General features: G+C 61.3%; 23 protein-coding genes and 4 pseudogenes. 7 read left to right on the forward strand and 20 right to left on the reverse strand.

Features of this window, described 5'->3' with window-relative positions:
• Positions 1-66: 66 nt before the first annotated feature.
• Both JO965_RS26840 and JO965_RS26845 read left to right on the forward strand, forming a co-directional pair.
• Positions 67-1,314 (forward strand): DNA repair exonuclease, encoded by a 1,248-nt coding sequence (locus JO965_RS26840; RefSeq protein ID WP_203445146.1) that lies wholly within the window; start codon positions 67-69, stop codon positions 1,312-1,314.
• A complete protein-coding gene (locus JO965_RS26845; protein ID WP_203445147.1) occupies positions 1,311-4,889 on the forward strand; it encodes a YhaN family protein in 3,579 nt (1,192 codons plus the stop codon). The genes JO965_RS26840 and JO965_RS26845 overlap by 4 nt, the downstream gene beginning before the upstream one ends.
• A 214-nt stretch (positions 4,890-5,103) precedes the next feature.
• Here JO965_RS26845 and JO965_RS26850 read toward each other — a convergent pair.
• Positions 5,104-5,579 (reverse strand): annotated as a pseudogene (locus JO965_RS26850) (transposase); the annotation flags it as partial.
• Between the two features lie 289 nt (positions 5,580-5,868).
• A complete protein-coding gene (locus tag JO965_RS26855) occupies positions 5,869-7,026 on the reverse strand; it encodes an IS110 family transposase (protein ID WP_203445148.1) in 1,158 nt (385 codons plus the stop codon).
• 223 nt (positions 7,027-7,249) lie between these two features.
• Here JO965_RS26855 and JO965_RS26860 point away from each other — a divergent pair, with 223 nt between their 5' ends.
• Both JO965_RS26860 and JO965_RS26865 read left to right on the forward strand, forming a co-directional pair.
• Positions 7,250-9,316 (forward strand): ATP-dependent endonuclease, encoded by a 2,067-nt coding sequence (locus JO965_RS26860; RefSeq protein WP_203445149.1) that lies wholly within the window; start codon positions 7,250-7,252, stop codon positions 9,314-9,316.
• Positions 9,317-9,713: 397 nt separating this feature from the next.
• Positions 9,714-11,029, forward strand: a pseudogene (locus tag JO965_RS26865) (IS5 family transposase).
• A gap of 438 nt (positions 11,030-11,467) precedes the next feature.
• Here JO965_RS26865 and JO965_RS26870 read toward each other — a convergent pair.
• From JO965_RS26870 to JO965_RS26885, 4 genes and pseudogenes are all read right to left on the reverse strand, one after another.
• A pseudogene (locus tag JO965_RS26870) lies at positions 11,468-11,674 on the reverse strand (IS5/IS1182 family transposase); the annotation flags it as partial.
• A gap of 186 nt (positions 11,675-11,860) precedes the next feature.
• On the reverse strand, positions 11,861-12,157 hold the full coding sequence (locus JO965_RS26875; protein ID WP_203445151.1) for a hypothetical protein: 297 nt from the start codon (positions 12,155-12,157) through the stop codon (positions 11,861-11,863).
• A 159-nt stretch (positions 12,158-12,316) separates the two neighbouring features.
• Positions 12,317-12,568 carry a hypothetical protein gene (locus JO965_RS26880; protein ID WP_203445152.1) on the reverse strand — a complete coding sequence of 84 codons (252 nt, stop codon included), beginning with the start codon at positions 12,566-12,568 and terminating at the stop codon, positions 12,317-12,319.
• 142 nt (positions 12,569-12,710) lie between these two features.
• A complete protein-coding gene (locus JO965_RS26885) occupies positions 12,711-14,300 on the reverse strand; it encodes an isocitrate lyase (RefSeq protein ID WP_203445153.1) in 1,590 nt (529 codons plus the stop codon).
• A gap of 1,385 nt (positions 14,301-15,685) precedes the next feature.
• Between JO965_RS26885 and JO965_RS49475 the strand changes: the two genes are divergently transcribed.
• Entirely contained in the window at positions 15,686-15,982 is a 297-nt protein-coding gene (locus JO965_RS49475; RefSeq protein WP_203445154.1) for a LuxR C-terminal-related transcriptional regulator, read from the forward strand.
• A gap of 449 nt (positions 15,983-16,431) precedes the next feature.
• Here JO965_RS49475 and JO965_RS26895 read toward each other — a convergent pair whose 3' ends face one another.
• The 4 genes from JO965_RS26895 to JO965_RS26905 all read right to left on the reverse strand — a co-directional run bounded on the left by JO965_RS26895 (position 16,432) and on the right by JO965_RS26905 (position 18,236).
• Positions 16,432-16,686 carry a WGR domain-containing protein gene (locus tag JO965_RS26895; RefSeq protein WP_203445155.1) on the reverse strand — a complete coding sequence of 85 codons (255 nt, stop codon included), beginning with the start codon at positions 16,684-16,686 and terminating at the stop codon, positions 16,432-16,434.
• Between the two features lie 14 nt (positions 16,687-16,700).
• Entirely contained in the window at positions 16,701-17,390 is a 690-nt protein-coding gene (locus tag JO965_RS26900) for a hypothetical protein (RefSeq protein WP_203445156.1), read from the reverse strand.
• Positions 17,391-17,682: 292 nt separating this feature from the next.
• Positions 17,683-17,814 carry a hypothetical protein gene (locus tag JO965_RS48980; RefSeq protein WP_256451927.1) on the reverse strand — a complete coding sequence of 44 codons (132 nt, stop codon included), beginning with the start codon at positions 17,812-17,814 and terminating at the stop codon, positions 17,683-17,685.
• 125 nt (positions 17,815-17,939) lie between these two features.
• Entirely contained in the window at positions 17,940-18,236 is a 297-nt protein-coding gene (locus JO965_RS26905; RefSeq protein ID WP_203445157.1) for a hypothetical protein, read from the reverse strand.
• A 587-nt stretch (positions 18,237-18,823) separates the two neighbouring features.
• On the opposite strand from JO965_RS26905, the pseudogene JO965_RS26910 reads away from it, so the two are divergent.
• A pseudogene (locus JO965_RS26910) lies at positions 18,824-19,840 on the forward strand (IS110 family transposase).
• A gap of 318 nt (positions 19,841-20,158) precedes the next feature.
• Here JO965_RS26910 and JO965_RS26915 read toward each other — a convergent pair.
• On the reverse strand, positions 20,159-20,332 hold the full coding sequence (locus JO965_RS26915; protein ID WP_203445158.1) for a hypothetical protein: 174 nt from the start codon (positions 20,330-20,332) through the stop codon (positions 20,159-20,161).
• Here JO965_RS26915 and JO965_RS26920 point away from each other — a divergent pair.
• Positions 20,331-20,525 (forward strand): hypothetical protein, encoded by a 195-nt coding sequence (locus JO965_RS26920; protein WP_203445159.1) that lies wholly within the window; start codon positions 20,331-20,333, stop codon positions 20,523-20,525. The genes JO965_RS26915 and JO965_RS26920 overlap by 2 nt on opposite strands.
• Before the next feature lie 41 nt (positions 20,526-20,566).
• On the opposite strand, the gene JO965_RS26925 is transcribed toward JO965_RS26920, so the two are convergent.
• From JO965_RS26925 to JO965_RS26955, 9 genes are all read right to left on the reverse strand, one after another.
• The gene (locus tag JO965_RS26925) at positions 20,567-21,022 is read right to left on the reverse strand and encodes an aspartate 1-decarboxylase (protein ID WP_203445160.1); all 456 of its coding nucleotides are present in this window, start codon (positions 21,020-21,022) and stop codon (positions 20,567-20,569) included.
• A 26-nt stretch (positions 21,023-21,048) separates the two neighbouring features.
• Positions 21,049-21,189 (reverse strand): hypothetical protein, encoded by a 141-nt coding sequence (locus JO965_RS49480; protein WP_371826930.1) that lies wholly within the window; start codon positions 21,187-21,189, stop codon positions 21,049-21,051.
• Positions 21,182-21,394 carry a pantoate--beta-alanine ligase gene (locus JO965_RS49485; protein ID WP_371826931.1) on the reverse strand — a complete coding sequence of 71 codons (213 nt, stop codon included), beginning with the start codon at positions 21,392-21,394 and terminating at the stop codon, positions 21,182-21,184. The genes JO965_RS49480 and JO965_RS49485 overlap by 8 nt, the downstream gene beginning before the upstream one ends.
• The gene (gene panC, locus JO965_RS49490; RefSeq protein ID WP_371826932.1) at positions 21,391-21,915 is read right to left on the reverse strand and encodes a pantoate--beta-alanine ligase; all 525 of its coding nucleotides are present in this window, start codon (positions 21,913-21,915) and stop codon (positions 21,391-21,393) included. Before panC ends, JO965_RS49485 begins: the two co-directional genes overlap by 4 nt.
• 8 nt (positions 21,916-21,923) lie before the next feature.
• On the reverse strand, positions 21,924-22,802 hold the full coding sequence (gene panB / locus JO965_RS26935; protein WP_203445161.1) for a 3-methyl-2-oxobutanoate hydroxymethyltransferase: 879 nt from the start codon (positions 22,800-22,802) through the stop codon (positions 21,924-21,926).
• Between the two features lie 468 nt (positions 22,803-23,270).
• Positions 23,271-24,161, reverse strand: coding sequence for a LysR family transcriptional regulator (locus tag JO965_RS26940; RefSeq protein ID WP_203445162.1), 891 nt, complete (start codon positions 24,159-24,161; stop codon positions 23,271-23,273).
• Positions 24,162-24,316: 155 nt separating this feature from the next.
• A complete protein-coding gene (locus JO965_RS26945) occupies positions 24,317-24,547 on the reverse strand; it encodes a hypothetical protein (RefSeq protein ID WP_203445163.1) in 231 nt (76 codons plus the stop codon).
• A 133-nt stretch (positions 24,548-24,680) separates the two neighbouring features.
• Positions 24,681-25,100, reverse strand: coding sequence for a response regulator (locus JO965_RS26950; protein WP_371826933.1), 420 nt, complete (start codon positions 25,098-25,100; stop codon positions 24,681-24,683).
• A gap of 98 nt (positions 25,101-25,198) precedes the next feature.
• Complete coding sequence (locus JO965_RS26955; protein WP_371826934.1) at positions 25,199-25,570, reverse strand: PilZ domain-containing protein; 372 nt, start codon at positions 25,568-25,570, stop codon at positions 25,199-25,201.
• Positions 25,571-25,585: the final 15 nt, after the last annotated feature.

The following is a 25,585-nucleotide window of genomic DNA, read 5'->3' on the forward strand; positions in this document are numbered from 1 at the left end:
TGTCCCCTGCCTCAAGCTGATCGTTGGGGCGGTAACAGTAAGCATCATGCCCCAGTGCGGGGGCACATGCGTTTCATTCATGCAGCAGATCTCCACCTCGATAGCCCGCTGTCGGGCCTGAGGGAGCGAGCCGGCGAGCAGGCGGAAAAGCTCATTGGCGCAACCAGGCGCGCGTTCGAGAAGCTGGTCGATTTCGCCCTCGATGAGCGCGTCGACTTGGTGGTGATTGCCGGTGATGTGTTCGACGGCGATTGGCCCGATCACGGCACGGGCCTGTTCTTCGTGAAAATGCTCGCCCGCCTCAACACCGCCGGAATCCCAGTCGCCATGATCCGGGGCAATCACGATGCCGCCAGCGTCATCAGCCGCAGATTGAGCTGGCCGAGCAACGTCCGGGAGTTCTCCAGCCGGGCACCTGAGACCTGGACGCCCCCCGACCTCGGTGTGGCCATCCACGGGCAGAGCTTTGCCGACCGCGCGATTCCGCACAATCTGGCGGCCACTTACCCTGAGCCGGTTGCCGGCCTTTTCAATATTGGTGTCCTGCACACGTCTGCGACGGGCCGCCCGGGGCACGACACCTACGCGCCCTGCGAGCTGCGCGATCTCGTCTCCAAAGGCTATGACTACTGGGCCCTCGGCCACGTGCACACGCGCGAGGTGCTGTGCGAGGCACCGCACGTGATCTTTCCGGGAAATCTGCAGGGGAGGCATGTCAACGAGCCGGGAGCCAAGGGCTTTACCCTCGTGACCATTGAGGGCGGGCGCGTTCGCCAGATCGAGCCGATCCCGGTCGACGTGGTGCGCTGGGCCCGCGTCGCGGTTGATGTGTCGTCCGCATCGACATTGGACGAGACTTGCCCCTTGATCGGACGGGCCTTGAAGGCGGCGGTTGACCAAGCCGATGGCCGGATGCTCGCGGTCCGCCTTGTCCTAACCGGCGCCAGCCCGGCCCACCGGGTTCTCGCCGGCGACCCGGAGCGCCTGGAGGCCGAGTGTTCCTCGCTTGCCCTCCAGGCACAGGGCGACGTCTGGATAGAGCGCGTTGAGGTTGAGACAGTTCTCCCTGAGACAGCTCAGGCCCCAAGCGAGGGATTCCACGACCTCGTCCAACTTCTGCGCGACGTCAGGACCGATCCTGACGAGTGCGCCGTGATCCGGGAGGCGCTCGAACAGGGCCTTGGCAAGCTTCCCACTGGCGCTCGTGTGAAATCGCGCCTTGACGACCTTGCTCCCGATCAGATGGAGCGCATCCTCGCCGATGCGGAAGCGCTGCTACTGCACCACCTCACGACCGAGCCGATTCAGCCATGAAACTCGAGACGCTTTCCCTCGAGCGATATGGGCGCTTCGAAGACCTGACCCTTGATCTGAACGGAAGCGACGTACGGCTGCACATCGTCTTCGGTCCGAATGAGGCGGGCAAGTCGACCCTGCTGTCCTCGGTCGCTGACCTGCTGTTCGGCATCCCGATGCGATCGCCTTACGGCTTTCACTTCGATTACAGCCAGATGCGCGTTGGGGCGACCATTACCAACGATGCCGGCGACCGCCTCTCGTTCAAACGCCGCAAAGGCAAAGGCACCTCCGGGACGCTCCTGTCGGACCAGGAGGCGGCTCTTCCGGACAATGCTCTCACCCGCTTCCTCGGAGCTGCCGATCGAGAGCTGTTCGAGCGGATGTTCGGTCTCGACCATCAGCGGCTGCGCCTGGGCGGCAAGAAGATGTTGGAGAACGGCGGTGATCTGACCACCAGTCTCTTCGAGGCCGGCAGCGGCCTCACAAGGGTCGGCGATGCCCTCCGGCGGATTGAGGACGAGATCGGCAAGCTCGGAGCCCTCGACCAGCGCAAGTCGGCGAGCAAGCCGATCTGGCAGCAGATCGACCGGTTCACGAAGGCGCAGCAGGCCATGCGGTTGGACGCCCTCAAGACCGACGAGTGGCGTCAGGCGGAGGCCAACCTGGAGACGGCGCGCGAGAGGCGCCGCAGTCTCGACGAGGCCATGACCCAGTTGCGGCGCAAAAGATCCCGGCTGGAGCGCATCCGTCGCGTCAATCCGATCCTGGCGGCGATCCTGCAGCGGGAAAGCCGGCTGACGGCATTCAGCCCGACAGCAGCAACCTTGCCGGAGACCTTCGAGCGAGAATGGCGCAGTCTTGACAGTGCCGTACGCGAGGCTGCCGCGGGAGCAAAGCGGGCAGAGGATCTCCTGCGGCAGCTTGAAACCGAGATCGCTGCAGAGCCGAAGCCCAACGGTCTTGCGGCGCGTACCGCCGAGATAACCGCTCTCAACGAGGCGTTGGGCGATTACCGCAAGAAGGTCGCAGATGAGCCGAAGCTCATGCGCGACAAGGCCAATGACGACAGCCAAATTGCCGGGCATCTGCAACAACTCGGGCTGGCATTGGACCCTGCCGCGGTTGAGGCACAGATGCCATCGGTGCCGCTGATCTCGAGGCTGCGCGAACTGGCTCGCGGCGGGCAAGCCGTCCTGAGCAAACTGGCAGTGCTGCAAGCTGACCTCAAAGAGGCCCGGGAGGCATTCGAGGCGGCACAGCACAAGCTCCAGGCTCTTTCCGGATCGACAGCGGATCCGGCTGGCGCAACTGAGTTGTTGAACGAGATCCTGCAGTTCGGTGATGTCTCGAGCTTGCTTGCCCAGGCGGAAGCGGCCAATGCGAACGCCAAACGGGATCTCGCCGAGGCCTTGAGCAGGGTTCCACGCTGGACCGGGACGGCCGAGGATCTGGCGGCACGACCCGTTCCAGGAATCGAACTCGTGTCGCAGTATGACCAGGCTTGGCGCAAGGTCGTGGACAGCCATGAGACTGCCGAGCGCAAGCTGATTGAAACCGACAACGAGCTGGAGCAGGTCAAGGCCGAGATCATCGGCCTGGCGGCGACTGGCGAAGTGCCCTCGCCGGCTGCCGTCAAAGCCGCTCGCGACCATCGTGACATGGGCTGGCGGCTGGTTCGTACGCGCCTTATCGATGCCCATGAGTCCATCGATGAGCTGACCGTTTTTGCCCCGAGTGGCGATCTTGCCGGCTCCTTCGAGACTGCGCTGCGCCACGCGGATGAGCTCGTGGACCGCCGTGAACATGAGGGGCACCGTGTCGCACGCCTCACCGACCTTTCCGCACAGAAGGAACGGCTTGCCGCCGCGTTGGACGCCGCGCGGTTAGCCGAGGAGCGTGCACAGACGGAACTGCGCTCGCTCCAGGACCGCTGGATTGCACTCTGGGCCGACTGCGGCACCGACCCGGGCACTCCCACCGAGATGCTGATCTGGCTCAGACAGCGGGATGAGGTTGTCCGCCTGCTGACAGCCTCCCGAAGGAGCGAGGAGGCTCTCGATCAGAGCCACGCCATCGCCGCCAATGCGCGCCGTCTCGCGACCGAGGCAGCGGGACTGCTCAGCGTATCGACTGATCATGACGAGACATTCTCCGTGCTCCTCCGCAGGGTGCAACAGGCTTATTCGGCAGCTCTGAAGACATGGACAGAGCGCCAAGCCCTGGCCGCGTCTTTGCAGGACATGCAGCACCGCGATGCCCGTCTGGAGAAAGATGTGGCCCGCGCAGCTGCCGAGCGAACGGGCTGGCTTGATCAATGGGCGGACGCCGTCACCCGCCTGCAACTCCCTGCCGACGCTTTGCCCGCGGAGGCGGAAGCCGCGTTGTCGATCTGGGATGCGATACGAGACCGCTCCACGAACCGGTCCCAAACGATGCGTCGACTCGACGGGCTGCGGAAGGACCTGCAGCAGTTCCGAACCGACGTGCTCGCCCTGCACGCCTCGCTCGGTGCGATGGCGGCTGACTTTGATACGACCGACCCGGAGAAGGCAGTCCGGATGCTGTACGAGCAGCTGCGGGATGACATGCTTCAGACCGAAAAGCTCGCAGAACTTGCCCGCCGCGTCGAGAAAGCGCGCAACTCCCATACCGATGCTCTTGCGTCCGCTCGTGTCGCGAGCGAGCGAATGGAACATCTCTTGCGGCAGTCTGGGTTGGTTGCGAATGCCGATCCGCTTGCCGTCGCCGCGGAGGCGCAGGAATATCGCACGATCGCGAGCGAATTGGCCGAGAAGCGCAACGAACTCGCAAAGGCCGGTGACGGACTTGATGAGGATGCATTGCGCCAGGAGGCAGGCTCTATCTCGCCCGATGAAAACGCTGCGGAACTGTCGGCGCTGGAGAACGACGAGGAGCGCCTCGTTGGCGAGAGCCAGGCCGCGGCCCAAGCCGAAACTGAGGCGGAACGGTTGCTTCGCGATCTCGCCGGGCGAAAGGGCGCTGCTGAGGCGGCTCAAGAAGCTCAAAACGCCGCCCTCGGGATCGGCATCTGCGCCGAGCGCTGGATGCGCCTGGAGGCAGCCCGGCGCATTCTCGAACGGGCCATGGAGCGCTACCGTGCCGCCAACGAGCACCCGCTGGTCCGCCGGGCGAGCGAGATCTTTGGGCTGATTGCCGGGACCGGCCCCAATCCGTTGGCGCGGCTGGCTGTCCGCTACCGGGATGGTGATGCGCCAACCCTGATTGGCCTGCGGGCTGACGGATCCGAGTGCGACGTCGAAGGGATGAGCGAGGGCACCCGTGACCAGCTCTACCTGGCTCTTCGCATTGCGACCATTGAGCGCCACGTGGCCGAGAACGAGGCGCTTCCCTTCCTGGCGGATGATCTTTTCATCACCAGCGATGACGAGCGCGTTGTACCGGGTCTTGCAGCCCTGGCTGAGCTCGGGCGGTCAACACAGGTCATCCTGTTCACCCATCATCGGCATGTGCTGGATGCGGCGTTCGGCTCTCTTCCGTCCGGGAGCGTGATGGTGCACCGGCTGCAGTCGCATGGCAGGCCAGTGAAGCTGCGGGCGGTCGCGAGTTGAGGAGCTGTCCGGTCGAGAGCGGAGCGTTGCCAACATCTGGGAGCCACCAGCCAATCCGACGACAGCGCCCTATGCAGCGCGTCAAGGCAGCCGGCCTTTCGATCCGCGGTCGTCACCTTGCCGTGTCACAACGCGGCAACCAGTCGGCCGTCGGTTAAACCATCACGACTACGAAGAAGGCACCGTGATCTTCGCACCCAAATCAGGATCCGCTTCGAATCTTAGCCTGAAGCTGCTTGCGAGCCATGCGCAGCATCCCTACCTCCTGCGCCGGCGGCGACTTGCAGTGGACAGAGCGGAACCAGCCCATGCGCAGCAGTTGGGCGATGCCGCGCGCATCGCGCCGGTCTGTCTTGACGATCATAGCCGAGAGCGCCGCCTTCACGTGTCGGGTCTCCAGCAGCACGACCTCGAACCCGGCTTGCAGACGGTCGGCATGCAGCCACTGCGAGAGTGGCCCGACCTCCAAACCGACGCGGGTGAGCGGCAGGTTCAGGCTGGCGAAAAAGATGGCAAGCGCCTCGGGCTCGCTGGCGACCTTCGCCTCGCGGAAAATCTGTCCGCAACCATCGAGAATACAGACGCTGCTCAGTTCCAACGAGACATCAATTCCGGCATAGTAGTCCATGGCTGTCCCTCATGATGCTTGGGGCCGATCCACTCGAACCCCGATCCAACACCATCACTCACATGGGCAGTTTCGGTTCAAGGGACTTGGATCAAAGCGTCATCTGCGGTCCTCCATGGGCTGTTCTGGCATCCGAGGTCTGAGCCCGATTGCATGACCCGACCGCTCCCGGCTCGTGTCAAACTCACATGCGGTCGCCGCATCACGGCTGCACCAATATCCCGCGTGCGGCGGGCAGGGCTCAGGAGGACGAAACCCTTCTCTGAGACGGCTGTTTAGGCCCTATGATGTGCTCGGTTCGTCCACCCGGATCCGCCGGGCTGATCAGGCCCAGGGAAGGCTGACCAATTCTCAGGCGGCTTTGATGACGGCTCCCTCAATCACAACTCCAGCCGTCATGTACTTCCATAAAGCAATGAGAAGCTTGCGGGCCAGCGCCACAATCATGGGCTTTTTGAGACGCCCACCGACCATCTTGACCCGCTCCTGGAACCACCGGCTCAGGGCCGAGCCCGGCTGGTGCCTGAGCCACAACCAAGCCAGCTGAACCATCGTGGTCCGTAGCCGCGGATTGCCAGCCTTGGACACGCCCTGCTCGCGATCAATGGTGCCGCTCTTCCATGGCGTCGGCGCAAGACCTGCATAGGCAGCCACCTGCCGTCGATTGTCGAAATGCCGGTAGAGCCCTTCGGACCACAGCACATTGGCGAATTCCGGACCGATCCCTTTCAGCTCCAGGAGCCGTACCGGCGCGGCTGTCGGGCTGGCGGCGGCGAGCAGGATGTTCCGTTCGGCCTCGACCGCCTCGATCTGCTCAAGGAGGAGCTCGAGGCGGTCGAGTTCTCGGATGAGCTGCGCCTTGAGGTGGCGGGGGAATGGGCGACCATCACCAGTCCGAAGCTCCTCAAGCCGTGCCCGGCGGCAGCGGTGCATCGGCTCGTAGTCGGAGACCCCTTGCGCGAACAGCAGCCCCTTGATCCGGTTGACATGCTCGACCCGCTCAGCCGTGAGCGTCTTGCGTTCACGCGAAACGCGGCGCTGGTCCTCCTCCTCCGGCGTGGGGGCTTTAACCATTGCACAGACCCGAGGCTCACCACGCTTGTAAGCGAGGAGCGCCCGCACCAAAGCTTCGCCATCGATCTTATCGGTCTTGGCCCGGCGGCGGCGGCGCGATGTCGCGATGGACGCTGGGTCGACGACATGGCTCTCGATTCCTTCGCTTTGCAGCACGCGATGGAGCCAGAAGCCATCCAATCCAGCCTCCTGAATGACGATGAGCGGAAAGTGCTTGCCGGTCCTCGCATGCGCTTTCGCCTGCAGGGTAGCAAAGCAGACCAGGAGACCAGCGACATCACCGCCGCGCACCTGATGCTTCGACATCTTCTCGGCTTGACCTGGGGATAAGGACGTTATCAGCCAAACCGAGCGGGAGAGTTCCAATGAGACGAAGATCGCTCCAAGGTTGGTGCGAATGGCAGCTTGTTGGAAGTTGGTAGCAGCGACTGGCATGACTGTCTCCAGAGCGGGTGATAGCCGACTCACTCTGCCAGAGGGTGGTCTGCTATCGATACCCATAGGATCTCTGGGGGACAGCCACCCCGCTCCGCTAGCTCGTGAGCGGCAGGCCCATTACGGCAACTAGGAATATCCGATAGTTAGGAATTTTTCGTCAATCCTTTGACAGTAAGTTGCCGCCGAACACCGGGCTGCGATCCGGATCTGTGGGGGCACAATGACCAATCGCTCAAAGTTGACAAAGATATTCATTCGCAACATCGGCTGCATAGGCGACGAGGGGCTCTCGGTCGATCTCGATAACATCGTTTGTCTTGTTGGTCGCAACAATGCAGGCAAATCGACGATCTTAAAGGCATACGAACTTGCCTGTGGAAAGGCATCCTTCGACGCCAGCGTCGACAGATGCCAATGGAGCCCTTCCGATGCTCCTTCAGAAATCATTCTGGATGTCCATATCCCTGAAGGAATCGGCAACGTCGATGCAAAATGGAAACAAGATCAAGATGGGCTCTTAATCGTTCGAAGCCGATGGCAATGGGCCTTGCCCACCTTCTCAAAGGTGCGCACTACCTGGGATCCGGACGCAAAGGATTGGGCGGTAGACGGCAAGGCAGGCGGCGCTGACCCCGTGTTCAATTCACGTCTTCCACGTCCTCTCAGGATTGGCTCGCTAGATGATGCGAAGACTTCAGAAGAGACCTTGCTTCAATTGGCGCTCAGTCCTTTTGTCCGGGAATTGAAGGCACTTGAAGGAGACCTTGGTTCTCCGTTGTCAAACGCGGTCGCAGAATTAGTTAATCTAGTAAACAAGCTTACAAATGGCCATGGCGATCGGTTCAACGAGATTGCTGACAAAGTAGGAAAGGGATTCCAGGGTGTATTCCCACGCTTGGGCGTGCGCCTTGACGTCAACATGGCGCGTCCATCGTTCAAGCTCGGAGATCTTCTCAAGGAAGGGTCAGGACTGAGGATCTCAGATGGAAAAACGGAAACGAGCCTGATCCAGCAAGGCACAGGCACACGTCGAGCACTCTTCTGGTCCATGCTCCAGGTTCATAACGAAATAAGCCGTGCGTCAGAGCTTGCTGAAGTCCGCCGCAAGGAACTGGATCGGCTTCAGAAAGATCTTGAGAAGGAGCAGAAGAAAGCCAAGCCAGATGAGACCAAGCTTATCGAGATCAATGCGCGCATCGAGGGTTTTGAGTCCACCGAAGGAAAATCAGATGCCGACGATCCTGCGCTCCCTGGATATCTCTTGCTGATTGATGAGCCCGAGAACGCGCTTCATCCTATGGCAGCGCGAGCAGCACAAAAACATCTCTACCGCCTTGCGGACGACCCGGACTGGCAAATCATCCTCACGACCCACTCGCCGTACTTTATTAACCCGCTCGCGGACCATACGACCATTGTTAGGCTAGAGCGAGCTTCCGAGGATGAAACCGCACCTGTCACGCCTCGGATTTTCCGAAGTGATACAATCGGCTTCGATGCGGATACAAAGCGCCGCCTACAGGCGCTTCAGCAGATGGACTCCAGTCTCGCTGAAATATTCTTTGGGTCGTACCCTGTCCTCGTTGAAGGTGACACGGAACATGCCGCATTCCTTGCAGCCGTATTGGAGACGAACCACGACCTTGCAGATCGGATCACGGTCGTTCGCGCCCGAGGAAAAGCAATCCTCGTACCGTTGATCCGCATCATGAACCATTTCCGCGTGCCGTTCGGCATTATCCATGATGCCGATACCCCCTTTAAGCTAGATGGGGTCAAGAATGGAATGTGGACTGAGAACGACAAGATTCGCTCGGCAATTACAGACTGCCGTGCCAATGGAATTCGCGTATATCATCGAGTGAGCATTCCTGATTTCGAGCGCTTCTTGGGCGGGGAGTCGCTCGGGAAGGACAAGCCGCTAGCGGCTTATGAGATGATTGCGGCCGAAGAGAAATTGAAGGTCCAAGTCCAAAGTCTTCTGTCCTCGCTGATGGAGGGCGAAGCAGTCGATCCTTTCGACGAGAACATCATGGCCTCCGGGGTATATCTTGACGTCCTGAAGGAGCAGTCGATCGTCTGGGCTAAGACCAACGGTGCCTATGATGACCCAAGGTACCAAGGCAAAACCCTAAAGGCTGCTGGAAATCTAATGAGTGCAATTCCGGAGAGCGACATTATTGTCCCCGAATTGTCGCAGGCCGTGGTGGACGTCGGGTTGGTTCACACAAGCGTGTCCCCGGGCCTAGTTCTCAAAGGGCGTGACGGCAGTCCTGAAGGGGCGTGACGGCCAAACTGCCGTCACGAGGAGCCTAGCTAGTTTCCGTCCACAAACGCCAAACTGTTGATTTGATTGGCTGAATTGCGGGTTTATACAAGCAAGGCCCGGCGGTTTCAGGTATCTTGGATCATGCCACTGAGTCCAAATCCTGCCACCGCCGGAGCCGACAATGCGCCAGGAACGCACCGTCCAACCCAGCATATTCGATCTTTTCGCCACGCGCACGAGATCGGCTGCGAGTTAACCGCTCTTATTCATGATGTGGTTGAAGAGGGTTGCGGGTGTAGCTTAGTCGGCCCTGAATAACCCACAACTTGTTGGGACAGAAGAATTCTTCGTCGTCACGAAGCATTGTAGAATGCCAGCATCTGGGGACGGCCCCGCTCAAACCTGGTGTTTTGCTATGGGACCCAAGCCGACGCTGCCGAGTTCCGGCGATCTCTACCGCAGCCGTCTCGACCAGATCCTCGACCACCGTCACGAGTTGTATCGGCTGGCCGGGCTGATCGACTGGGACAGGTTCGATCACGAGTTTGGCCGCTTCTATCGTCCGCTCGGACGGCCCGCGAAGCCGACGCGCCTGATGGTGGGCCTGTCCTATCTCCAGCATACCTTCAACCTGTCCGATGAGGCGGTGGTGCAGCGCTGGATCGAGAACCCGTATTACCAGTGGTTCTGTGGCTGCGAGTATTTCCAGCATGAGCTGCCGTGCGATCCGAGCTCGCTCACGCGCTGGCGCAAGCGGCTCGGACCAGACGGACTGGAGACGCTGCTGGCCGCCACCATCCAGGCCGGGCTGGAGAGCGGCACTGTGCGGCCCTCCAGTCTGGAGCGGATCAGCGTCGACACGACGGTGCAGCCCAAGGCGATTACCCATCCCACCGATGCAAAGCTCTATCTGAAGGCGCTGCAGGCTTTGGTCCGTCAGGCCAAGCGGCACGGCCTCGAGCTGCGTCAGGCCCACACGCGTCTGGCCAAACGCGCCGCCGTGCAGGTCGGCCGCTATGCCCATGCCCGCCAGATGCGCCGCGAACTGAAGCGGCTGAAGACCTATCTCGGACGTGTGTACCGCGATGTCGCCAGGAAAGTCGCCGGTGATGAGGTTCTCTCACGCCGGTTTGCTCCTCTGCTCGGCCTGACAGAGCGCCTCCTGATGCAGGAACGCACGAGCAAGAACAAGGTGTACAGCCTGCACGCGCCCGAGGTGGTGTGCATTGCCAAGGGCAAAGTGCATCGGCCGTACGAGTTCGGCTCGAAGGTCGCGCTGGCAGTGACCAACCGCGAAGGGTTCGTGCTCGCCAAGGCGCTGGAGGGCAATCCGTATGACGGCCACACGCTCGGCACGACGATCGATCAGGTCGTGGCCATGACGGGCGTCGAGCCGGAGCGGACTTATGTCGATCAGGGCTATCGTGGGCATGACTACGCCAAGACGGATCGGGTTTTCATCACCCGGCAGCGGCGGGGCCTGACGCCGACGATCAAGCGGGAACTGCGACGCCGGTCCGCGATCGAGCCGATGATCGGGCCATGAAGGCGGACGGGCGGCTGGGACGCAATCACCTGCTCGGAGCGGCCGGCGATGCGATCAATGCGCTCCTCGTGGCGGCCGGGCACAATCTGCGGCTGGTCCTGAACTGGCTCAGGCTTTTTGTCGCTTGGCTCATCGCAGCCCTGCTGGGTTCATCCGCGCAATCGGATACTTCTCAGGTCGCCTGAAATCCAGTGCGAGCCACGTGCAGCCGCATTATTCAGGGCCGACTATGATACGGGGATCAGTCTTCTCCAGGCATCCTCCGCCGCCCTAGGCGAGGCCCTGCAGAGAAAGAACACGGATCCGACCTCGATCCTCGTCACTCCTCTCGAATGGTGGTCATTTCAACCTCTCCAGGACAATCAGGTTCTCTTGTCCCTCCGGCAGCCCGGAGGCCTGGAGGTCCACCATATTGTCCAGAGAGACGCAATCGCTCACATGAGAGACGTACTGAATTCAGTTTTGGAGGACGTACCCATCGGGCTCCAGGTCAACTGAAAAACTAATTGCGCGCGAAGTATATCGGTCTCGACTTTCCAGTACGGTCATGGATCCCTCGCAATGTGGATGTGAAAAGGCCGCTCGAAAGCGGCCTGGTAGGGGATCCAAGTGGCGTGGAAAGTGTGCTGGAGATAGGACAGCCCGACCATCAGGCGCGTCGGCTTCGCGGGCCGTCCGAGCGGACGATAGAAGCGGCCAAACTCGTGATCGAACCTGTCCCAGTCGATCAGCCCGGCCAGCCGATACAACTCGTGACGGTGGTCGAGGATCTGGTCGAGACGGCTGCGGTAGAGATCGCCGGAACTCGGCAGCGTCGGCTTGGGTCCCATAGCAAAACACCAGGTTTGAGCGGGGCCGTCCCCAGATGCTGGCATTCTACAATGCTTCGTGACGACGAAGAATTCTTCTGTCCCAACAAGTTGTGGGTTATTCAGGGCTGCCTAATTACTTCTGTTGATTGTCCATTCATGGAGTGCGACGGTCATCTTTCTCTAATAGCAGGCAACGGATTTCGGTTATTTCACAGCTGAAACGACAGCCAGCACCTCTCCCATTGTGATTTCCGGCTCTCCGTTGATGACATCAACAAGACTTCCCCTGATCCAGGCGAGAGCCTTCTCGTTGGCCGCCAGAGCGGCCTCCTTGCTCTCGAACAGGGTCACAGAGCCACCGACTCCATCACCAGCATCAAACACGTAGTAGCCTAGAAACCCAGGAGACTGCTTGAGCAGTTGGCCAAGACCGCTTTCGGCCCGCCGAGCCGCCTCAGCGACGGAGCTCATGTGGGTGAACTTGCGGATGACCAGATACATGGCCGCCTCCAGCCGTTCCAAGGGGCCGCAATGCCACAAATAGGTCACGTCGTTGACAGACGCCGACGAGCAGGCAAGCGACGTCCCAGTCAGATCCGGATCGCAGCGGCGCGGACAGTTTTGCCTTTGACACCTGCCCGCGGCCAAGGAGCGGGGCACTTAGCCCCGCTCGTTGCTCTGCTTGACGATGACCGGCACGATCATATCGCCCCAGTACCCTGTCTCGGAATGGCAGCGCTTGACTCTCTGCAGCTCGATCGACAAGCCATGATTGACGCAGTTCATCACGGCCTCGTTCACCCGATGAAGTTCGTTCGCGAGGATGCGGATGGCCGCATCCTGGTCGGCAGACATCGAGCTGGCGTGGTCTTCAAAGCGGCTCTTCAGGTGCGGCTTGTCCGATAAGGTCATTTGCTTCACTCCCGTTCAAAAGGTCGACCGCATCATCTGCTTGACAGGAAGGCTGGCGGCCCGGTTTTAGACTGCGATGAGCCGCGGGCAAGAAGTACGAGCCTGTGGCGTCATGGTTCGTGGCCTTGCCCGCGGCAGATCTTCAGCCGAACTGATTCATGGTGTTGTGAGCGCCGCCTGCCTTGAGGGCAGCCTCGCCCGCAAAGTACTCCTTGTGATCATCGCCGATGTCGGAGCCGGCCATGTTCTGGTGCTTGACGCAGGCGATGCCCTGGCGGATCTCCTGACGCTGGACGTTGCGCACATAGCCCAGCATGCCCTCACTACCGAAGTACTCCCTTGCCAGGTTGTCGGTGGAGAGCGCCGCCGTGTGGTAGGTCGGCAGGGTGATGAGGTGATGAAAGATGCCCGCCCGCTTCGCACCATCCGCCTGGAAAGTCCGAATGCGCTCGTCAGCTTCCCGGGCCAGTTCGGTGTCGTCGTAGTCCACGCTCATCAGCTTGGCGCGGTCATACGGAGACACGTCCTTGCCGGCCTTCTCCCAGGCGTCAAAGACCTGCTGGCGGAAGTTGATGGTCCAGTTGAAGGACGGCGAGTTGTTGTAGACGAGCTTGGCGTTCGGAATGACCGCGCGGATGCGGTCGACCATGCCGGCGATCTGCTCGACATGCGGCTTCTCGGTTTCGATCCACAACAGGTCGGCGCCGTTCTGCAGGGCTGTGATGCAGTCGAGCACGCAGCGATCCTGGCCCGTGCCGGACCGGAACTGGAACAGGTTGCTCGGCAGCCGCTTCGGGCGCAGCAGCTTGCCGTTGCGGTTGATCACCACGTCGCCGTTGACACAGTTCTCCGGCGTGATCTCCTCGCAATCGAGGAAGCTGTTGTAGAGATCGCCGATATCGCCTGGTGTGCGGCTGAAGGCGATCTGCTTGGTGAGGCCTGCGCCGAGCGAGTCGGTGCGGGCGACAATCAGGCCGTCGTCGACGCCGAGCTCGAGGAAGGCGTAGCGGATGGCGCGGATCTTGGCGAGGAAGTCCTCGTGCGGAACGGTGACCTTGCCATCCTGGTGGCCGCACTGCTTCTCGTCCGAGACCTGGTTCTCGATCTGGAGGCAGCAGGCGCCGGCCTCGATCATCTTCTTGGCGAGGAGATAGGTGGCCTCGGCATTGCCGAAGCCGGCATCGATGTCGGCGATGATCGGCACGACATGCGTCTGGTAATTGTCGATGGTGTTCTGGATCTCCCGCTCCTTGACCGAGTTGGCGCTCTTGCGCGCAGTGTCGAGATCGCGGAACAGGAGCCCGAGCTCGCGAGCATCAGCCTGGCGCAAGAAGGTGTAAAGCTCTTCGATCAGGGCTGGAACGCTGGTCTTCTCGTGCATGGACTGGTCGGGCAGCGGGCCGAACTCAGAGCGCAGGGCGGCCACCATCCAGCCGGAGAGATAAAGATAGCGGCGCTTGGTCGAGCCGAAATGCTTCTTGATTGAAATCATCTTCTGCTGGCCGATGAAGCCATGCCAGCAGCCGAGCGACTGGGTGTAGAGCGAGGGGTCGGCATCATAGGCCGCCATGTCCTCGCGCATGATCCGGGCGGTGTAGCGGGCGATGTCGAGACCGGTCTGGAAGCGGTTCTGCAGCCGCATGCGGGCGACGGATTCAGGGTCGATGCCGTTCCAGGTGCTCTGGCCCTCGATGAGCTGCTGAGCTTGTGTGAGCTGATCTTGGTACGCCACGGTCGTATTCCTCGTTCTGTGAAGGTTGAACGATGAAGTACCGCGTGTGTTCGGAGCCGAGAAGGCAAGTTAAGGTTCAGGTGAAAAGTTTTACAACTTGTCACGTGTAAATCTGTAAAATATTTACAAGCATTAAGCGTTGATCCGGTTGCCAGCAATGCACTGGGACCATTGGTGAAAGGCCTCGAAGCCGTATCGATAGCGGCTATTCTACTGATATGCCTCGACAAAGGATTATCCCAAAGGCGAAGTGGTTCAGACGGGTTATAGTTGACGAAACTGTTGTGAGATCGTGACAAACGACATGTCACCAGCTTTACAGGTCGGTCTGATGTGCTGACATGGTTTTGAATACAAGACCTCACCGGCATGAGGCGCGCCTTCTCCAAGACGAGACAGGGAGAACGGTAGCGCCACACATTGTGGTTTTCTACGCAATCAACACGCGAACATACCGTGATGCAGGAAAGCCTCGGTTCTGTGCAAAGTCGAGCCGTCTATAGAATTTCCCTTGTTCGGTTCCCGGCTCACTGCACCTATGCAGCAGTTCTTCAATGGTGTTTTTCCGATGGTATCCCTGTCTGTTGCTTTTGCTGTCGCGTCGCTCACGGCTGGATTTGCAGTCGCCTTTGCGCTCGGGATCGACAGCTTCCGCAGCATTCGCTCGAGACTGAGCAAACGCATGTGATCCTCCTGACACAGCCGGCAAGCCGCTGCGAGGAGCGCCGTTGAGGACTCAGGTGGTTGGCTTTCGGGTTGCTCCATGAAATAGCGATGGTTAGCCAGATTAGTGTGTTCCTGCGGTGTCAGCTCCTGGGAGCCGCTCGCGCCCCAGCTGAGAGTCCCTGAACCCGATTCCTCAGCTGGGGCGCCGCAGCGCAATACCGGTTGTTTACCTCGTCCGGGCAGAATTCTCTTGCCGGGCGCGTTGCGTATCAGCCCGGACGAGGTGCGGAGCTCAACCCTCCGCTCAACGCCCGGGGTGAGGTTTCAGACAGCCCTCAGCCAGAGCGTTTTCCGTTCCCGCCTTTGGGGCGCCGATCGTGCGCCATGCTGCCGCGCCCCCCTCGTGCCGCTTGTCTCGTCCGGAAAATCACCTCACTCTGGCGTCAGCTGCCGATCGACGACAGCTATCGACGAGCCCCGGGAGCTGGCACGGATGGATTGCCCTTCCGGGCTCCTCGTCGGACGCCAGCGCCCGCTGCAGGATCGGCACCGGGCAAGCTAAGGATCCGTCCCTTCATTCCTCCCTGCTCTAACCCTCGGCATCACTTGCGCTTTCTCGGAAGAGTGAGCCGAGCGGATGCCTTACCTCCGAAGCACTATGGCGTTTTATCCTGCTCCACGGCAAAGTGTTACCAAAGGGTTGATCCGCAGGGGTAACAATGACGAGGGCCATTATTCAGTACCCTGGCGCAGAGGGGCTGCCATCAGCGGCCAATCTCAACCACTCCCGGAGCCGTTCCCTGACAGATCCTGAAGCTCACATTCTTCTGTTGTTGAAGGCCGGTAAGGCGAGAGCCGAGATTGCGACTGAAGTCGGCGCTGGCGAGGCGGCTGTGAAAGAGCACATCAAGGCCATCCTGCGAAAGGCTGTCGGTCCACATAGCCAGAGGCAGGATCCGAAGAGAATTGTCTACCTCGTACCGGAAGCAGGCCGTCCCGTTGTGGAACAATCTTAGCACCACACTGGGTGACAGAGGCTGAATGGGCTTCCCATTTCGAGCAAGACGCGAGGTTTCCTCCCCTTCGTGTCGTTCTCTCTGGAAGTTGAGACCTCCCACCTCAGGGCTACTGTTCCTAATAGCGGCCCTTTTTGTTGCCGAGCCATGGGGATCCTCCTGAGGGTAAGTGTTCGGTAAGCATGCCGAACTACTCAGGTCTGACCGAAGGCCGCTGCGTTGCCCCCTGTTTCTTGCATGCGGCTGAAGGGTTCCAAACTTCGGCCGCTGGTCCCAACAGCGGCCGCTGTGGCGCGTGCGGGCTCGTCTTCAGAATCTGTCGGATGCCCCGGCTCTCGCGGTTGCCGATCAGCACACTGCCACGCGCGGCAGGTTGCTCAGTAGGTACGCCGTCTTCAGCCGATTTGCGAACCGGGAATTTTGAACCCACAGGACGGCCCGAGGTCGTGTCAGAGGTCCGCAAAGCCCTTCTGTCGCTGGATGTCCGCCCAACGTTCCAACGCGTCCGCAGCCTTGGCCTCATTGGGAAAGATCTCGACCTTCTCCTGGCCTTTGGCGCCCACGAAGCCCCAGTGGCGCACCAGCCGGATCGTGCCGAACAGGTCACGCTCGATCATCAGGCTGAAGAACTTTGCCCGGCCCTGTTCCGGATCACGCCGATAGAGCACCAGATGGTGCCGTACGGGCGAATGGACCTCCGGCATTCCGGCAGCCGCTCCTACTCGGATCTGCTCTTCTGCAGCGTCTTCTCCATCTCGCGCATCATCGCCTCCTCGATCTCGTCGAGGTTGACCTTGACGGTCTCACCGCCGCTTTGTGCCCTGGCCCGGGTCACCGGCACCTGCTTGGCCTTGGGCCGGCTGATCGCCACCCGCGCCTGGGCCGGGGAGCGGCCGTCCAAGGTGTCGATCAGGCTGTTGAGGGCCGCATCGGACAGCGGGATCTCCGCAGCCTCATCGAGCCCTCGAAGCGCGATAGCCTGGTTGGTGTAGCGGGGATCTCCCGTCACCTCAGGCCCGAACCATTCCAGCGGCCGGAAGGCCTCCGCATCCGTCTTGGCCTCGAATTCCACGGAAACACGGTGAAGGACACGGGGCCGGATGATCTCGTCAACCAGAGCGTGACTCTCGCCGATCGGCAGGGCTGTGCGGGTGTAGTCGACCTCGCCGGCGCAGACCTCGAGCAGCGCATGGGCATGCCCCACCGGGATCTCAATCTCGTCCTCGGCCTCACTATCAGGGCCGTCCGTCTGGAGGATCAGCAGGCCCCTCTCCTCTTCCAGGCGAACCCAGGCGAAGCGATCCCGCTGCTCGAGGAAGAAGCCCTCGACGTGGCGCAGGCCGCCTCTCTCCCGCCGGATCAGACGGGCCAGGGACGAGGCGAGGAGAAAGCGGCGGCGGATGGTCATGACACCCTACGATCGAGCACACCGAAACCTGCTTCTGACGCCGTACAGGCCATGCGAAGGCAAGCCGGGAAGCGGGCTTCCATGGGGCACAGGGTTAAGGGCCTCATCGACATCGCTGCATCAACGCGTTTGACTTGCCTGTTCTGCCAAAGAGAAGCGCCTCGCGTGTGCAGAGGCGCTTGAGTTCCAGGGAGGACTGCCCGCCAGCCGCTCCTCGTGGACCGGATCAGAATGCCTGATGAATGAGGAGGTGGCTGTATCGCAAAGGACACAGGGGCCGAAAGATGCTCTCTCAGAGGCTGGCCAACAGGAGGCTCAGGCCGATCAACGCCGCGAAGGAGACGACGAACCGGACGGCGGCTTGCGTGAACGTCGGGGTGGCAGCAGGAGGAAAGTTAGAGGCTGCGACTTCTGTCTGCGGCATGGTGAGGACCTTCAATGAATTCAGCTGGTTCTGGACAATTGGCGAGAGGCGATCGATCGTGCCGCGCGGCCGGAGTTCATCTGCTCGATTGGCGCGCTGATGTCTGTAGCCTGCGGGACACAGGGCTAACCTTGATGCTGGTGGTGTGGGCCGTCTCGTCGCATCGATAGCCGCAAGGGTCGCAGCAGGACAAAGCGGTCCAACAGACCACGGCGCGGCCAATCCTTCGCGGCATCAACTTGTTTGGGGACTGTCGGCTGCCTTCGTGACTTGCGCGTGTAGGAGTTCGGCCGGGTCATCGGCTCGGGCGGATCTGCGGGTTTGGCCGAGTTCGGTTTCCGACCGCTGAAGAACACCATGCCGCAGGTCAGGACGAGCAGGAACGGCAGCACCAGGAAGGCGAAGATCTGAGTGTCCGTCATTCCAATCGATCGCGGCGTACTATGGGTCAAGGCTGTGTCCTTTCGCGCGCTGGTGTCATGGCGCTACGCCGGCCGGCGCCCGACTGGCATGCGAGTGTCAACCCCTGTGGGCGGCCTCCATTCAAGATGGGCGTCATTGCCTTGGCACACGGGCGCCCCGGTTGCGGTTTTCAGACAGCGCCTCAGCCGGGGCGCTGTCACAAGGTAGTGCGCACGGCTGAGCTGATGGCGTGATCAGGCGTGACGGGTCACCAAGCTCGCCTCAAAGTTGCTTTTCACCTCTGGCTCGCCAAGCCAGACGCGGAGCTCTTCCAGGGAGGGAAAGCTGTGCTCAATCTTAATGAACGGAGCCGGTCTCCTGCTTCGCGGCAGATCCTCGAGCAGCTCGGCCGTCCACGTGTAGGGCCGATGGGAGCTATGCCTTACCACGCTTCCCATGACGTCTCCATTCAAGAGCAGGTCATAGGCGCCCGGTGCGAGTTGAAGCAGATGGGATGGTTGCCGCTCTCCCCAGACGGCATCGCAGTGTGCCAAGAATGTGGTGGTTTCAGCCACCAAGCGGAGAGGACGGCAAAGTGAAAGATACAATGATCGGAGTGGATCTAGCAAAACATGTGTTCCAGCTCCATGGCGCATCAATGGCGGGGCACTTGAAGTTTCGAAAGAAGCTGTCACGTCCTCAGTTTCAGAAGTTTGTGACCGAGCATCCGTCGGCAGTCGTGGTGATGGAAGCCTGCGGCAGCGCCCATTATTGGGCACGGGAGATGGTCAAACTCGGCCATGAGGTGAAGCTGATCGCGCCGCAGTATGTGAAACCTTTCGGAACGCGCCAGAAGAACGATGCGGCCGATGCCGAGGCCATCGTGGTCGCAGCACAGCGCCCGGACATGCGCTTCGTCGAACCGAAATCGGAAGAACAGCAGGCCAAGGCAGTGCTGTTTCGGGCTCGGCAGCGCCTTGTCCGTCAGCGCACCGATCTGGTGAACGCGCTGCGTGCAGTTCTCTACGAATACGGCCACATCGTCCCCCAAGGGATCGTCCATCTCAAATGAATCGAGGCGATTCTCAAGACGCCAAACAGCGACCTTCCCGAGTTGGTCTGCCAGGAATGTCAGGATCTTATCGACCAGATTGGCCGGAAGACGGAGCGGATCGAGGCTAAGACAGAGCAACTCAAGAAGCTGGCAGAGCAGACCGGACCAGCGCGACGGTTGCAAACGATGCCAGGGGTCGGGCCGCTGACCGCGCTGGCAGTTGAAGCATTCGCACCCGACATGGCCAGCTTCAAGCGTGGCCGAGACTTTGCGGCTTGGCTAGGCCTTGTTCCACGTCAGCATTCCTCAGGCGGCAAGGAACGTCTTGGGCGTGTATCAAAGGAGGGGCAGGCCGACATTCGCCAGTTACTCATCGTTGGGGCGATGTCGCGGCTGAACTGGTTAGGTCGCAAATCGATTCGCGAGGGTTCGTGGCTGGCACAGATGCTGGCGAGAAAGCCGCGGATGCTCGTGGCGATAGCTTTGGCAAACAAGATGGCGCGGACGGTCTGGGCCATGCTCACCAAAAGAGAGGATTATCGGAATCCGGCGCCGGCTGTGGCTGCGTGATTGACCTGCAGCAAACAGCCTGTTGTCGGTGGGGGGTGTGAGAAGGCGACGACCTGAATGGGCACATTGATCGAACAGATCGGGATTAGGAAAACCAGCTATAGCCTAAGAGTCCGCGAACTCGCGAATCAGTTTTGGACCTAATCCGCGGATCACCATACCGGCCAGCGGCTTCTGCAAGCGCCGCAAGCAAAGGCCTGACAGAAGACCGCACTCGATCACACGTCCAAAGGGTCAGAAAATTCTTGCATCACGGGCGGCACCCACAGAAGGCTATAGGTCATGAGGGCTCATACCAGACCTCAGCTGAAGCTCAATTCACTCATGGGCCTTTGCGACGACAGACGTGCGATCTGGAGCCATGATCAGCGTTGGACGCTGCTTGGGGCGGGCCACGAAGGCCAGCCATTCCAGGCCACTCGGGCTGAGGCGGATCTGGTAGCCGTTGGATTCGACGAGGTCGGCTGTCTCAGGATGATGGGAATCAGGCATGGCTGTGATGGCAGGTGTTGGCTGTCTAGCGGCAGACATCAGCGGTCGTCTCGGCCTCATGCTTGGATGGGCCAGTGAGTGGTCGGCCTGGAGGGACTTGATCCTCAACCAGACCATTGAGCGGCCGGCCCTCACCCGTGAGCGACAGGCCCATGCCGCCTCCACCATGGCTGCGTCCAACGCCCTTCGCTAGGTCCAGAAAGCCACAGCCTCTCAGAAACCGCTCAGCACCTGCTAACGGCCAATCGCCGTGACGAGCGAAATGAGCTGGCTGACGTTGGCCTCATCGACGAGCGAGCAGCGGGATCGTCCCTGTGCATCCCGGAAAGTCGCATAGGTGAGACGCTCGATCACATGGTTGTCGCGGTCGAAGGTGAGGATCCTCGGGACTATGTCGGTGATATGGCTGTCGCGACTGGCGACGGGATTGCAGATGATCAGCGGATCGCCCGGCTGGCAGGTTCGCGCCGCGGCGCCGTCCACGATGCAGCAGCGGGATCCGCGCTCGCCCAGGAGCACATAGGCCGAGGTCCGGGCGCCGGTGGTCTTGTTCCAGATCTCCACGAATTCCATGGGGGCAAAGCCAACCGGCTCGCAGTGCTCGGGATCCAGCGTGATCGAACCTTGGCCGTTAACGGTTGCTTCCGTGACATGGACGCCATGGAGTTTGCCGGCAACAAGCGTCGTCATGGTCCTGCTCCGCCCAACCAGCGCCGTCAGGCCTCGTGCCGGCGTGCGACGGTCGCCGCCTCGGCGGGATCGAGAATGCCATTGTCGCTCAGGCGCGTGGGTCCGCCACAAGCCGCGACACAGAGCATGGCCGCTGACGCAACGGCTCCCCTCACCGCCTCAAGCATCCCGGCCTCCCGCACCTCGAGGCACTGCAGCTGATCGCCCACGGTCATGGGGCTCCAGGCTGTCTCGACCAGCCGCTGGCGGCCTGGGCCACCACCAGCCGCGGCCGCCCTCGCGCTCGGCGAGGCTCAGGAAGCGGTTGCGGCTGCTCAGCGCCAGCCGGTCGGCCTCATGCACGGTCGGCACCGTCACGATCGCGACGGTCAAGTCGAGATCCTGCCGATTCCGACGCGCTGCCGGCCATGCACCCACTGCCGGATCACGGCGCATTGCTGGAAGTCCTTCTGGCCGAAGAAGGCGACCTCCGGCTGCACGAGGTTAAACAGCTTGGCAACCACGGTGGCCACGCCGCGGAAGTGCCCGGGCCGGACGGCCCCGCAGAGCGGCTCGGCCACGGGGCCGGGCTCGACGGTGGTCTGGAAGCCGGGCGGGTAGATCTCGCCGGCATCCGGCACGAAGATCAGGTTCACGCCCGCCGTGCGGCAGAGCGCGTGGTCGGCCTCCAGGGCACGGGGATAGCGGTCGAGATCCTCGTTCGGGCCGAACTGGGTCGGATTGACGAAGATGCTGACCACAGTGACGTCACAGTGGGCAACGCTCTCCTCGATCAGCGCGCGATGGCCCGCGTGCAGGAAGCCCATGGTCGGCACGAAGCCGACCCGCAGGCCTGCGGCGCGGGAGCCTTTCAGGCACTGGGTCAGCGACTTGATCGTGCGGAAGGTCAGCATCGATGGCCTCACGAGCGGGTGGAGGGATCCGGCGTCCAGGCGGATACCGCCGCCCGGGCCTCGGCCGGCAGGGCATAGGCCTCTGCGGGTGACGGAAAGGCGCCGCGGCGCACGTCCTCGGCCCAGTGTGTGAGGGCCTGCTGCAGCAGACCAAAGCCATCGACATAGCTGCGCACGAACTTCGGCCGGTGGCCTTGGCTTAGCCCGAGCACGTCGTGCAGGACCAGCACCTGGCCCGAGCAGTGTGGCCCGGCCCCGATGCCGATGGTGGGAATCCTGAGGGTGTGGGTGATCCGGGCGGCGAGCTCGGACGGGATGCCCTCGAGCACGAGCGCACAGCAACCGGCTTCTTGCAGCCGGTGCGCGTCCTCCAGGATTTGGACAGCGTCGTGAACTCCCCTGCTCTGCACCTTGAAGCCGCCCATGGCATGCACGCTTTGCGGCGTCAGGCCCAAGTGCCCCATCACGGGGATCTCGCATTCCACGAGCGCCTGGATCGTCTCGACGCGCTTTTCTCCGCCCTCCAGCTTGACGGCGGCTGCCCCGCGCTGGAGAAAGCCGCCGGCGTTGCACAAGGTGTCATCGAGGCTGAGATGATAGCTGAGATAGGGCATATCGGCCACGAGCAGGCTCCGTGGCCTGGCCCGAGCGATGGCTTCGAGATGATGGTTCATCATCGCCATGCTGACCGGCAGGGTGTTGTCGAAGCCGAGACAGACATTACAAACGCTGTCGCCGACCAGGATCATGTCCACGACGGGATCAACCAGGCGTGCCGTCACGGCATCATAGGCTGTGGTCATCACCAGTCGCTGGCCATCGCGCACCCGTTGCTGCAGCCGAGGAATGGTGATAGCCGATGCATCGGCTGGGAGGTGATGGCTCATGCGTACCTGCGCAGCATTGCGGCCGGAAAGGCAGTCCGACTACGTCCTTAATCAGGTCAAAGGTAGGCTACTGTCACCAGCAGCCTGAGCTTGGGAGGAACGATTGTCCTCCGAAGAGCGATGTCACGGGTAGAAGTGAACCGCGCAAGCTGATTACCATTTATCGTGCTTGGTTGGAGTCCTGCTTCGTTCGTGTAATCGATTTCGCAGTTTTGTTTTACTAATCCGTACGTGAGCTGTGACTGAGGAGACACAGTTTGCTGAGATGTGTGACGCGAGCCTTCACGATGTTATGGATCTCAAAGCAAAGGCAACAATACGATCAGCGAAGGACAGACCTGACTGCTCTCTTGGCTCCTGATTGCGAGCTGCTCTCAATCGGCAAGGGACGCGCTCGTTGACGGTCCTGACCGATGCAGCCATCCAGCACTGGGCAGCGGGCAGATCGCTGAAAAGAGCGGCTCGCGCTCAATAGGTCCACCGCTGGGCCTTGGTGACGAGGAAATCCCGGAACACCTGAGCCCGGGCGACAGAGCGCAGCTCTTCCGGGTAAACCAGATAGCTGTCGAGCGTGGGCATCTCGATGTCCCGCAGAACCTGCGTCACCTTGGGATTGCCGGCCATGGCATAATCCGGCGCCACCCCGATCCCGGCTCCGGTCTCGATCGTGTGGCGAAGGGCCAGGCTGTCATTGGTCACAAGCCGGTTCGGGCGCGGGTCCTTCGGATCACGGCCCCAGCCTGTCAGCTGGTGCGGTTCCAGGATGAAGTCTGGCTGATCGCCACCCAGGGTGACGATGCGGTGGTGGTCGAGATCCTCCAGGGTCTCGGGCTCGCCGAAGCGTTCGACGTAGCTGAGCGCGGCATAGGCATGATAATGGATCGTGAAGAGACGGCGCTGAACCAGATCCGGCTGGGCGGGGCGGCGCAGGCGGATCGCCACGTCAGCCTCGCGCATGGCAAGGTCCAGCTCATCGTTGGTCAGGATCAGCTCGATGCGCACCTCGGGATAAAGGTCCATGAATTCCGTGATGCGCCGGGCGAGCCAGATACCGCCGATCCCAATGGTCGCCGTGACCTTGAGGCTTCCGGCCGGGCGCTCGCTGGTCTCAGTCAGGCGGTGGGGCGTTGCCTCCAGACGCTGACGGATCTCCCGCGCCGCTCGGAAGAGCACGTCCCCGTGCTCGGTCAGGATGAGGCCGCGGGCATGGCGATGAAAGAGCGGCACCTTCAAGTCGCGCTCGAGGGCGCTGATCTGGCGGCTGACGGACGACTGGTTCACGCCCAGTTTTGCACCGGCCCGGGTGAAGCTCTGGGTTTGCGCAACCTCATAGAACAGCCTGATCTTGTCCCAGTCCACGGCGGGTCCTCAATAGGATGGAGGTTTCGAAGATCTTACGTGAGCAGGCCTCTGGTCTTGTGTGTCAGCCCAGGATGTCTTCACCTTTGTGAAGCGACGATGACCAAGCTCCTGAACATGCTGTGCTCCTGATCAAGGTCTTACGTGTTATCTGATCAGGATCGTTTCTGATGGGGGTCGATTGTGATCACGATCCCATCATGGGGGCGAGCAGCGCTTCGGGAGGCGCGACTGCGGTGCTCAGCCTTGTCGAGTGCCGCAATCGCAGCCTGTACCTCCCTGCGAAACCGCGTCTTGAGCCGGAGCGGCTCCCGATGCCATCCGCGTGCGCCCTCCTGGATTTCGTACAGCGCTCGCGCTACGGCTTCGATTTCCGACTGGTTCATGGCTTTCAACCCTTCCCTGGAATGGTCTGTCCCGTCTGAAGCGTCTCGATAGGTTCAGCTCATTGTCTGCGGTTACCGCTGCTGCCTTAGGTCCTGCAGCCAAACGGCTCTTGATGTGGGCACGTCATAGCCTTCAGCGCGACGATCGGGCACAGCTGGGACCGTCATCTGTCTGCAGCGTCGATAAGTGCTGGACCATCTGAATGACGGTCTCGGGACGATAAGGCTTGGCCAGAAACGCAGCCCCGCCGGCAAGATCGTCAGGCCCCGGCCGAGCCCGGCCTGACGTCACCACGATGCCGATCCCGGGCCATCGCAGGTGGACGATCCTGGCCAGTTCAAGGCCGTTCATGGAGCCCGGCATCTCGATGTCAGTAATCACCGTCTGCACATCGGGGCGGGCTTGCAGGACCGTGATCGCCTCGTCGGCATTGACAGCCTCGAAGACCTTGAACCCGGCCTCCTCCAGAAAATCGGCCATGAAGATGCGCACCAGCGGTTCATCCTCGACTACAAGGATCGCTGTGCGTGTCGGGTGATTGGGTGCGTCCACACTGTCTCCAATCCAGAAGGTTAGTGCTTGGATCCCCGCTGCCAAGGCACGTGAGGGGTGAGAGAAACAACGCACGGAACAAAACGAGCGATATGCAATCAAACGCTACGAGCGAGAGGACCATCTGCCAAAGCGATGTTGGGTTTGGCCCTCGCGGAGCCGCAGCGCCTGTGCTGCGGCCAGAGGAACTTGACACCATGGCGGGTGCCGCCACTCCATGCCAAACGGACGTCCGCCCGCACAGAAAGACTGCGGATTTCCAGAACAAACTCCCGTGGGAGAGCGACAGTGCCCGCAAATCTGATGCAAGCGCCGCCGGCAGAGAGGTTGTCGACGGTGCACGTCAGGTCTGACATTCGGTCATTGACGATGACCCTGGCATGACAAGCCAGTGGCTGTCGGCGATGCCAGCGGCGATCACGTTCGCTCGCCAAAGTCTCCTCGATCGCCATTGACATCCTTTGTTCCATTGTGCCAATGACCCT

This window comes from Microvirga sp. VF16 (genome assembly GCF_016864375.1).
Taxonomy (GTDB): domain Bacteria; phylum Pseudomonadota; class Alphaproteobacteria; order Rhizobiales; family Beijerinckiaceae; genus Microvirga.